The sequence below is a fragment of the Streptomyces coryli genome (assembly GCF_011044975.1).
In the GTDB taxonomy this organism is placed as follows: domain Bacteria; phylum Actinomycetota; class Actinomycetes; order Streptomycetales; family Streptomycetaceae; genus Streptomyces; species Streptomyces coryli.
In genome coordinates this window covers 1-8,520 of the sequence record NZ_JAAKZV010000305.1, presented here as the reverse complement: position 1 = coordinate 8,520, position 8,520 = coordinate 1, and the positions used below count along the sequence as shown (strand labels likewise).

Annotated in this window: 11 protein-coding genes and 1 tRNA gene; 4 read left to right on the top strand and 8 right to left on the bottom strand. The window is 73.4% G+C overall.

The features are described 5' to 3' along the window. Positions 1 to 197: 197 nt before the first annotated feature. From G5C51_RS37270 to G5C51_RS37260, 3 genes are all read right to left on the bottom strand, one after another. Positions 198 to 737, bottom strand: a complete 540-nt coding sequence (locus tag G5C51_RS37270) for an adenine phosphoribosyltransferase (RefSeq protein WP_165244545.1) — start codon at positions 735 to 737, stop codon at positions 198 to 200. 54 nt (positions 738 to 791) lie between these two features. After that, complete coding sequence (locus G5C51_RS37265) at positions 792 to 1,709, bottom strand: NADP-dependent oxidoreductase (protein ID WP_165244543.1); 918 nt, start codon at positions 1,707 to 1,709, stop codon at positions 792 to 794. Between the two features lie 73 nt (positions 1,710 to 1,782). After that, entirely contained in the window at positions 1,783 to 2,460 is a 678-nt protein-coding gene (locus G5C51_RS37260) for a TIGR00266 family protein (RefSeq protein ID WP_165244541.1), read from the bottom strand. A gap of 163 nt (positions 2,461 to 2,623) precedes the next feature. On the opposite strand from G5C51_RS37260, the gene G5C51_RS37255 reads away from it, so the two are divergent. Both G5C51_RS37255 and G5C51_RS37250 read left to right on the top strand, forming a co-directional pair. Then, positions 2,624 to 3,835 carry a sensor histidine kinase gene (locus tag G5C51_RS37255; RefSeq protein ID WP_165244539.1) on the top strand — a complete coding sequence of 404 codons (1,212 nt, stop codon included), beginning with the start codon at positions 2,624 to 2,626 and terminating at the stop codon, positions 3,833 to 3,835. Between the two features lie 8 nt (positions 3,836 to 3,843). Next, entirely contained in the window at positions 3,844 to 4,497 is a 654-nt protein-coding gene (locus G5C51_RS37250) for a response regulator transcription factor (protein WP_165244537.1), read from the top strand. 16 nt (positions 4,498 to 4,513) lie between these two features. Here G5C51_RS37250 and G5C51_RS37245 read toward each other — a convergent pair whose 3' ends face one another. Together G5C51_RS37245 and G5C51_RS37240 are read right to left on the bottom strand one after the other, a co-directional pair. Next, positions 4,514 to 5,101, bottom strand: coding sequence for a TetR/AcrR family transcriptional regulator (locus G5C51_RS37245; protein ID WP_165244535.1), 588 nt, complete (start codon positions 5,099 to 5,101; stop codon positions 4,514 to 4,516). A 28-nt stretch (positions 5,102 to 5,129) separates the two neighbouring features. Beyond that, a complete protein-coding gene (locus G5C51_RS37240; RefSeq protein ID WP_165244533.1) occupies positions 5,130 to 5,639 on the bottom strand; it encodes a GNAT family N-acetyltransferase in 510 nt (169 codons plus the stop codon). 107 nt (positions 5,640 to 5,746) lie between these two features. Between G5C51_RS37240 and G5C51_RS37235 the strand changes: the two genes are divergently transcribed. After that, a complete protein-coding gene (locus tag G5C51_RS37235; protein WP_206314728.1) occupies positions 5,747 to 6,205 on the top strand; it encodes a hypothetical protein in 459 nt (152 codons plus the stop codon). On the opposite strand, the gene G5C51_RS37230 is transcribed toward G5C51_RS37235, so the two are convergent. Continuing rightward, positions 6,132 to 7,088 (bottom strand): AraC family transcriptional regulator, encoded by a 957-nt coding sequence (locus tag G5C51_RS37230; protein ID WP_165244531.1) that lies wholly within the window; start codon positions 7,086 to 7,088, stop codon positions 6,132 to 6,134. The two genes, G5C51_RS37235 and G5C51_RS37230, sit on opposite strands and share 74 nt — an antisense overlap. A gap of 147 nt (positions 7,089 to 7,235) precedes the next feature. Here G5C51_RS37230 and G5C51_RS37225 point away from each other — a divergent pair, with 147 nt between their 5' ends. After that, on the top strand, positions 7,236 to 7,820 hold the full coding sequence (locus G5C51_RS37225; protein WP_165244529.1) for an NADPH-dependent FMN reductase: 585 nt from the start codon (positions 7,236 to 7,238) through the stop codon (positions 7,818 to 7,820). Between the two features lie 16 nt (positions 7,821 to 7,836). Here the strand turns inward: G5C51_RS37225 and G5C51_RS37220 are convergent. After that, positions 7,837 to 7,907: transfer RNA gene (locus tag G5C51_RS37220), tRNA-Trp, on the bottom strand. A 54-nt stretch (positions 7,908 to 7,961) separates the two neighbouring features. Beyond that, complete coding sequence (locus G5C51_RS37215) at positions 7,962 to 8,360, bottom strand: YchJ family protein (RefSeq protein ID WP_165244527.1); 399 nt, start codon at positions 8,358 to 8,360, stop codon at positions 7,962 to 7,964. Between the last annotated feature and the right edge of the window lie 160 nt (positions 8,361 to 8,520).

The following is an 8,520-nucleotide window of genomic DNA, read 5'->3' as shown; positions in this document are numbered from 1 at the left end:
TGTCGGGGCCGCATCGGGGCGCGCCGCGCCGTCCGCCGCGCCTGCCGCTTCCGGCTGCTGCGCGGCGGCGTCTGACCGGTCCTCGTCTGGCAAGAGCACTCCCTGGCAGTCACCCGGCGTTCAATCGGAGGCCGGGGTGCCATGGTATCGGTCGAGGCGGGGCCTTCGCCGGGCGGCCGGTAATGCGGCGTCGGGGGTCAGACCGTGACCAGCGCGTCCAGGGGTGCGCCGGCCAGCGCAGGCGTCAGCCGCTCGCGCCCGTTGAGGAAGCCCAGCTCCATCAGCACGGCGAGCCCGGTGACCTCGCCGCCGGCCCGGCGGATCAGCTCAACGGAGGCCTCGGCGGTGCCGCCGGTGGCCAGGACGTCATCGATGACCAGGACCTTGTCGCCCTGCTCCAGGGCGTCCGCGTGGATCTCGATCTCGGCGGTCCCGTACTCCAGCTCGTACGCCTGCCCGAGGGTGGCACCGGGCAGCTTCCCGGCCTTCCGTACGGGCACGAAGCCGACGCCCGCCCGCACCGCGACCGGCGCTGCCAGGATGAAGCCGCGGGCCTCCAGCCCGACAACCTTCTGCGCCCCCTGCGCCAGGCAGATCTCCGCGAGCGCCTCGGTGAGCGCGGTGAAGGCGGCGGCGTCCGCGAGCAGCGGGGTGATGTCCTTGAACGTGATACCCGGCTTGGGATAGTCGGGCACGTCCTGGATACGGCTGAGCAGAAGCTCCTGCAGGCTGGTCATGTCATCGCACGTTAGCAGGGGCGAGTTGCCCGCTGCGCCGGAGTGCGGCGGTGGCTACGGCCGGAGCACGATCTTGCCGTGGGTGTGCCGCAGCTCCAGCTCGCGGAAGGCCTCCCGCACCTGCGCCAGCGGATAGACGCGCGCGACCGGCACCTCCAGCTCCCCGCGCGCGGCCATTCTGGCCAGCTCACCGAGTACGACCGCGCTCGCTGCCGCGCCTTCCCCGTAGGCCCGCGCACCGACCTCGGCGGCGGCCCGCCAGTCGCGGATCGTGTTGATCCGCCCGGGCCGTACGCCCAGCTCCACCGCCAGCCGCACATAACCGTCGCCGAAGGTGTCGATGAAGGCGTCGACGCTGCCGCCGGCGACCTTGCGGATCCGGTCGGCGACGCCCTCGCCGTACGCGACCGGGACGACGCCGTGCTCCTTCAGCCAGCCGTGATTGCGCTCGCTCGCCAGCCCGATCACCGTGGCGCCGCGCCGCCGCGCGAGCTGCACGGCGAGGGATCCGACGCCGCCCGCCGCACCGGACACCACGACGGTGTCCCCCGGCCCGGGGTCCACCGCGAACACGCAGGCGTAGGCGGTCGTGCCCGCGACGTACAGCGAGCCGGCGACATCCCAGGAGAGCCCCTCCGGGCGGGAGACCAGGTTCACGTCATTCACCACGACGAACTCCGCGTGGCTCGCCCGGCCGTGGGTGAAGCCCAGGACCTCATCCCCTACCGCGAACCCACGCACCTCGGGTCCGGTCTCCACCACGACGCCCGCCAGGTCGCTGCCCTGCCCCGAGGGGAAGGCCGCCGGCCAGCGCTTGTGCAGGGCGCCGGTGCGGATGCTCACCTCACCGGGCTGGATTCCGGCCGCGCGCACCTCGACGAGCACCTGATCGGGGCCGGGCACCGGCCGCGGCACTTCCTCCACCCGCAGCACATCGATCCCGCCGTACTCATCGAACCGCACCGCCTGCATCGCGTGCCCACCACTTCCGTCGCTCGCATCGTCTCCCGCGCGATCAACCGATGAGCAGGCCAGGGTTATTCCTTCATCCCCGCTGGAAGGGCAGCTTGGAGGTGAGCCAGGAGACCAGTTCCTTCGGGTTGCGGCTCTGCGTCCAGATGCGGCCGGGGCCGGTGAACTCGAAGACCAGGCCTTCGCCGGACTTCAGGGACTGCATCAGACCGCGGCTCACCTTGCGGGTGGCGTACGAGACGGAGTCATCGAAGGCGACCAAGTGGCCCGAGTCGAGGACCAGTTGCTCGCCCTCGCCCAGCTCGACCAGGTCCAGTGCCCCGTAACAGGACGCGAGGACCTGACCGCTGCCCTCGGCCCGGACCAGGAAGCCGCCCTCACCGCCGGCCAGGTTCTTCACCCCGCCCCACTTGGTGTCGAGGTCGATGCCTTCCGCGTGGCACAGCCAGGCGCCGCGCGCGAGGTTGAGGCCGCCGGCGACCTCGATCGCCGTCAGGTCGCCGGGCAGCCGGGCGGCCAGGTCGGCCCAGCCGCCCGCGGGGCCGGCGGTCAGCCGCGACATGAAGAGGGACTCGCCGCCCAGGACGCTGCGCTTGAGGCCCTTCATCAGCCCGCCCTCGGCCTTCGCCTCCACGGTGACCGCGGCGGCGGTGGCCATCATCGCCCCGGACTCGGCGCGGACACTCTCGCCTGCGGCCAGCCCGATGCGGGCGACGGCGAACGACGGGCTGTGGCGGATATCGATGTGCATGCTGACCTCTCCTGGGCTCCCGGTGGACCACGTGATCGACGCTACGGAGCGTGGGCCGCCCGGCGCCTCCGCCGGGTATCCGGAGCGGCCTGGCCAGGTGGCCGAGGCGCTTCTGGCCGATCAGCCGAGGTGCCGGCGGGCACGCCCCGCATACGCTCAAGGCATGTCCGACGGCCTTGATCACCCCGCACCCCGGGAGCGGCGCACCCCGCGCGACTGGGCGTGGGATGCGGGGGTGTTCGCCGCGGCGGTGTTCCTCGGCCTGGTCGTGCTCGGCTTCGTGCAGGAGCAGGGCGGGCTGCCGCAGTGGCAGCAGGACCTGGATCCGCTGCTCGGCCTGGTGGCCTGCCTGCTGCTGTGGTGGCGGCGCGACTTCCCGCTCGCGGTTGGCGTGCTCGCGCTGCCGGCCGTGGCGATGGCGGGCAGCGCGCTGCCCGCCGGCGCGGTGCTGGTGTCGGGCCTCGCGCTGCGGCTGCCCTGGCGGCGCGCGCTGCTGATGCTCGGTGCATACGTGGCGATCGTGGTGCCGTCCTCGGTGCTGCTGTCCGAGTCCGAGAACCAGCAGTGGTTCGACGCCGGCTTCGCGGTGGCCTATCTGCTGACCGCCTTCGCGGTCGGCAACGCCCTCCGCTCCCGGCGGCAGCTCCTGGAGCGACTGCGTCTCGACGCCCGCCGGACCCGGGCCGAGCACGAGCGGCTGCTGGCCGACGCGCGCCGCGCCGAGCGCCAGGCCATCGCCCGCGAGATGCACGACGTGCTCGCCCACCGCGTCTCCCTGCTGTCCGTGCACGCGGGCGCCCTGGCGTACCGCACCCGGCAGGCGGAGGCGGGTGCGGGGCCCGCGCTGAGCGGCGCCGAGGTGGCCGAGAGCGCGGAGGTGATCCGCGGCAATGCGCACGAGGCGGTCAACGAGCTGCAGGAGGTGCTGTATCTGCTGCGCGCCGAGGACGGCGCCGACGGCCCGGCGTCGCTGCTGCCGCGCATCGACGACATCGCCGGCCTCGTCGAGGACGCTACGGCCGCGGGGCAGCAGGCGGCCTGGAGCAGCGAGCTGGACCCGGTGGCGGTACGGGACCTGCGGCCGCAGCTGCACCGGACCGTATACCGGGTGGTGCAGGAAGGCCTGACCAACGCCCGTAAGCATGCGCCGGGCGCACCCGTGTCGGTGCGGCTCACCGGCGGCCGGGGCGGCGACCTCACGGTCGAGGTGCGCAACGGCGTCCCCACCGCATCCGCTGCCGAGCCGATCCCGGGCACCGGCGCCGGCCTCGCGGGCCTCGCCGAGCGGGTCCGCCTCGACGGCGGCACGCTCGAGGCCACCGCCGCGGACGGCGCCTTCACGCTGCGCGCCCGGCTACCGTGGCCCGCGAGGTGACGTAACGAATGATCCGTGTGCTGCTGGCCGACGACGACGCTCTCGTACGGACCGGGCTGAAGGTGATGCTGCGCGGCGCCGAGGGCGTCGAGGTGGTCGGCGAGGCGGCCGACGGCGCCGAGGTGGTGGCGGCGGTGCGGCAGCACGGGCCCGACGTGGTGCTCATGGACATCCGGATGCCGGTCATGGACGGCCTCGCCGCCACCCGCCGGCTGGCCGCGGCCGGCGACGGCGCCCCGCAGGTGCTGGTGCTGACCACCTTCGACGACCCGGCGCTCGTGCTCGACGCGATGCGCGCGGGCGCCGCCGGTTATCTGGTCAAGCACGCCGCGCCCGAGGAGATCGTCGAGGCCGTACGGCGCGCCGCCCGCGGCGAGCCCGCGCTGTCCCCGTCCGCCGCCCGCGCACTGATGGACCACGCGGCGGACGAGGCCCCGAGCCGCGCCGATCAGGCCAGGCAGCGGCTAGCGCTGCTCACCGAGCGGGAGCGCGACGTGGCCGCGGCGGTGGCCGAGGGCCTGTCCAACGGGGAGATCGGCGCTCGCCTGCACCTGTCCGTGGGCACCGTGAAGGCGCATCTCTCCAGCGCGCTCACCAAGTTGGAGCTCACCAACCGGGTCCAGCTCGCGCTGCTCACCCACGACGCCAGGTCGTCCTCCTAAGACCTCCTAGGACCTCCTAGGGCACGGCGCCGTCGAGCATCGGGGCAAGCTCACGCGCGGCGCTCGTCAGCGCCCGTACGTCGCGCTCCGCGCGGGCGATGAGCAGCGCGCCCTCCAGGGTCGAGAGCATGAGGGTGGCGAGGTCCTCGGACCGCGTCTCAGGGACGCCCATGCCGGTCAGCGCGTCGGCCAGGGGGCGGGTCCAGGCGGCGAATGCGGCCGCCGCGGCCGTCCGCGTCGACTCGGTCGAGTCCGCCCAGTCCACCGTCGCCGCGGCGATGGTGCAGCCGCCCGCGAAGCCGGTGGCGGTCAGCTCCGCGGCCCACTTGTCCGTCATCTCCGTGAAGAGCGCGCCGGGCGTCGGCCGCTCCAGCGCCTCGACGTACCGGACGATGCGCCGGGCCGTATAGCTGCCGACCCACGCCACCGCCTCGTTGACCAGCTGCACCTTGCCGCCGGGGAAGTAGTGCTGCACCGAGCCGCGCGGCGCCCCGGCGTGCTCGACCACGTCGCGTACGCCCGTGGCGCTGACCCCGTCGCGCCGGATCAGCTCGGCCGCGCTCATCACCATGCGCTCGCGCGGGCCGCGCTCCCGCTTCGCCATCGACCGACCTCCGCTTCTGACAGCTGCACTACAGCCTATAGACGCCGGTCAGCGCGTCGGAGTCGCGGACGGCACGCTCCAGTTCGAGATGCCGGGAGAACGCTCGCAGCAGCCCCGACCGGCCGGGGAGCACCGAGGCGACGACCCGCCGCACCCCGCGCTCCCGGCCCCGCTCGAGCAGCGCCTCGACCAGCGCGCGGCCCACTCCGCACCGCTGCCAGTCGTCGCGTACGAGGACGCCGAGCTCGGCCGTGCCCGCGGCCGCGCGCCGGTCGGGCACCAGGCTGGCCACGCCGGCGAGACCGCCGCCCGGCAGCCGGGCGACGACGGCGTCGTGCTCGTACGGGTCGCCCGCGAGCACGGCCTTGCGATAGGCGGGCGGCAGGGTCGGATACGGGGCGAAGAAGCGCCGCCAGACGCTCTCCCGCGAGGAGGCGGCGAAGAGGGCGTCCAGGGCGGGACCGTCCGCCGGGTCGGCGGCATCGATGCGCCAGGGTGCGGCGACTTGGGCCGGGGGCTCCGTTATGACCAGTGTCATAGCCGCCAGTATCATGACAGCCGTCATAGAACGCAACCCCTGCAGTACGCCAGGTGTCCTCCGCAGGCTGATGCCGGCCGCCCGTACCGGACCGCACTCTCGGAAGCATGAACACCACACTCGCCCGCCCGCACTGGCCGCTGGTCGCAGGGCTGGCCGCATTCGCGCTGATCAGGCCGCTGTTCTCGATCGCGGGCTGGAGCGACGCGCTCGGCAAGCCGGCCACGCCGCTGATTCTCACCGCCGTCATCTCCGTGGTCTGGATCGGCGTGACGGCACGCAGCCGGGTCCGCGAGCCGGTGCTGCAGCTGGTCGCGGCGGGCATCGGCTACGCCCTCGCCTCGACGCTCCTGGCCGCGGTCCTCTCCCCCATCCTCGAGGGCGAGCTGCAGGGCCCGCTCACGAACCCGATCGCCCTCGTCATGGTGTGCCTCACCAACGCGGCGTGGGGAGCGGTGTGCGGCGTGCTCGCCCAGGCATTGCGGTCAAGGCTCAGGACACCGCGCGCGGCGCCGCCGCCTCCCGCTTCCGGTAGCGCGCCGGGGTCGTCCGGTACTCGCGCTTGAAGGCGCCGGCGAAGGCGAACTCCGACCCGTACCCGGCCTGTCGCGCCACGTCCGCGACGGGCGCGTCCGTGTCCCGCAGCAGCCGGGCGGCGAGCGACATCCGCCACCAGGTGAGATACGCCAGCGGCGCCTGACCGACGAGACCGGTGAAGCGCCGGGCGAACGCCGCCCGGGACAGCCCCACATGGGCACCGAGCGACTCGATCGTCCAGGGCCGCTCCGGGTGGGTGTGCATCGCCTCCAGGGCGCGGCCGACGACGGGGTCGGTGAGCACGTCACCCCAGCCCGTGTGGCCGCTGCACGACTCGGCGTACCAGGAGCGGAGGCTGTACATCAGCACCGCGTCGAACAGCGACGAGCGCAGCGCATGCCCGCCGAGCTGCGGCTCGGCCAGCTCGGCGGCGAGCATGTCTACGGCGGCGCGCAGCCCGGGGTGGTGGCCGAGGCGGGCGCGCAGGTGGATGGACTCCGGCAGCTGCTCGAGCACCGGGTGGCTGTTGCACTGCTCCAGCGGATAGACGCCGCACACCAGCTCGGCGGCCGGCTCCCCGCCGGGGGCCGGGTCGCCGATGACGACGGCCTGCCCGTCGGGCGTGCAGTGCTCACCCGACAGCACGCACTCCTTCTCCTCCAGCGGCGCGTCGGGCGCGTGCGCCATCGCGTGCGCATGGCCGTGCGGCAGCAGCGCCACGTCACCCATCTCCAGGGCGAGCGGCTCGCCGCCGTCCGCGGGCAGCAGCGAACAGCTCCCCCGCAGCACCACATGCAGGCTCACGCCCGACTGGCGGGGGAAGCGACGGCCCCAGGGCGCGTGGCACTCCACGCGATACGTGACCGGCCGACCGGTGCGCATCCCGTTGATCACGCTGCTGAGGACGTCCATGGGGCCCAGAGTAAGCGAGTCTCACCCATACGACCAGGGTGAGACGATCGCTGAAAAAACTGAGATCGTCATGCATGGATCGTCTCGCCCTCCGCTGTCTAACGTCGGTTGCGTAAGCGATACCGCTCATCGAGGGAGACGCACAGCATGACCACCAAGGTCGGCATCATCATCGGCAGCACCCGCCCGGGCCGTAATGGCGAGCAGGTCGCCACCTGGGTACGGGACGTGGCCGCGGCACACGCGGGCGACGCCGCCGAATTCGAGATCCTGGACCTGCTCGACTTCCAGCTGCCGCTGCTCGACGAGCCGATCCCGGCCGTGGGGGCGCCGGGCTCCAATCCGCACACCCTCCGCTGGGCCGAGCGGGTCGGCGCCTGCGACGCGTTCGTGTTCATCACGCCCGAGTACAACGCCGGCCCCCCGGCGGCGCTGCAGAACGCCATCGACTACCTCTACCGGGAGTGGACGGGCAAGGCCGTCGCCTACGTCGGCTACGGGGTCTACGGCGCCGTCACGGCCGTACAGGAGCTGCGGGCGCAGGCGGGCCGGCTGCGGATGGCCGACATCGGCCCGCAGGTGGCGCTGTCGCTCCGCGAGGACTTCGCCGACATGACCGTCTTCAAGCCGCAGGAGCTGCACGTCCCCGAGGTGCACGAGCTCGTCGACGAGCTGCTCGCCTGGTCGCGCGCGCTGTCCCCGCTGCGTACGGAGGCCGCCGCGGCGGCGTGAGCCGCGGCGGGTCGCGCAGGGATGCGAGGAGTCGAACCCCGGCCCGCGGGTCTGGAATCCGCTGTGCTGCCGTAACACTTCATCCCCAAGTGCCCTTCGAGGCTAGGCCGGATGGGGCCGGCAGCGCACCGGATTTTCCGCTCAGGAGCGCGACACGTCCCCGTCGACGTACACCCAGGCGCCGTCGTGGCGCGCGAAGCGGCTGCGCTCGCGCATCTCGCCGGTGCCGTCGCCGTCGCGGCGGTAGCGCGCGGCGAAGGTGACGGTGCCGGTCCGGTGGAACGGGCTGCCCTCCGCGGTGCCGAGGATCTGCAGCCCGGTCCAGGTCAGCCCGCCGTCGAAGTCGACGCGCGGCGGCCTGGTCTCCGGATGCCAGGTGCGCAGCAGATAGGCGGCGTCGCGCTGGGCGAAGGCCGCGTAGCGGGAGCGCATCAGCGCCTCGGCGGTCGGCGCGGCGGTGGCGCCGGAGTGGTAGGGCCCGCAGCACTCGGAATACGCGGACGCGGAACCACAGGGACAGGAGACGGATGAGCTCGGCATGTCCCCTGACCCTACGCCACGATCCGGCTCCCGCCGTTGATCCACCGACACGGTGCGGCTCCGCCGCTGACCCACCGAGATGGCAGGCCGCTGCCGCCCGCCCCGCGCAAAACGCAACCCGCCCGTTGCTGCGACAGCAACGGGCGGGTTGCGTTTTGCG

What these genes read in the sequence shown, in the direction of transcription:
- G5C51_RS37270 (WP_165244545.1), bottom strand. Translation starts at nt 737, where the DNA reads ATGACCAGCCTGCAGGAGCTTCTGCTCAGCCGTATCCAGGACGTGCCC.
- G5C51_RS37265 (WP_165244543.1), bottom strand. Translation starts at nt 1,709, where the DNA reads ATGCAGGCGGTGCGGTTCGATGAGTACGGCGGGATCGATGTGCTGCGG.
- G5C51_RS37260 (WP_165244541.1), bottom strand. Translation starts at nt 2,460, where the DNA reads ATGCACATCGATATCCGCCACAGCCCGTCGTTCGCCGTCGCCCGCATC.
- G5C51_RS37255 (WP_165244539.1), top strand. Translation starts at nt 2,624, where the DNA reads ATGTCCGACGGCCTTGATCACCCCGCACCCCGGGAGCGGCGCACCCCG.
- G5C51_RS37250 (WP_165244537.1), top strand. Translation starts at nt 3,844, where the DNA reads ATGATCCGTGTGCTGCTGGCCGACGACGACGCTCTCGTACGGACCGGG.
- G5C51_RS37245 (WP_165244535.1), bottom strand. Translation starts at nt 5,101, where the DNA reads ATGGCGAAGCGGGAGCGCGGCCCGCGCGAGCGCATGGTGATGAGCGCG.
- G5C51_RS37240 (WP_165244533.1), bottom strand. Translation starts at nt 5,639, where the DNA reads ATGACACTGGTCATAACGGAGCCCCCGGCCCAAGTCGCCGCACCCTGG.
- G5C51_RS37235 (WP_206314728.1), top strand. Translation starts at nt 5,747, where the DNA reads ATGAACACCACACTCGCCCGCCCGCACTGGCCGCTGGTCGCAGGGCTG.
- G5C51_RS37230 (WP_165244531.1), bottom strand. Translation starts at nt 7,088, where the DNA reads ATGGACGTCCTCAGCAGCGTGATCAACGGGATGCGCACCGGTCGGCCG.
- G5C51_RS37225 (WP_165244529.1), top strand. Translation starts at nt 7,236, where the DNA reads ATGACCACCAAGGTCGGCATCATCATCGGCAGCACCCGCCCGGGCCGT.
- G5C51_RS37215 (WP_165244527.1), bottom strand. Translation starts at nt 8,360, where the DNA reads ATGCCGAGCTCATCCGTCTCCTGTCCCTGTGGTTCCGCGTCCGCGTAT.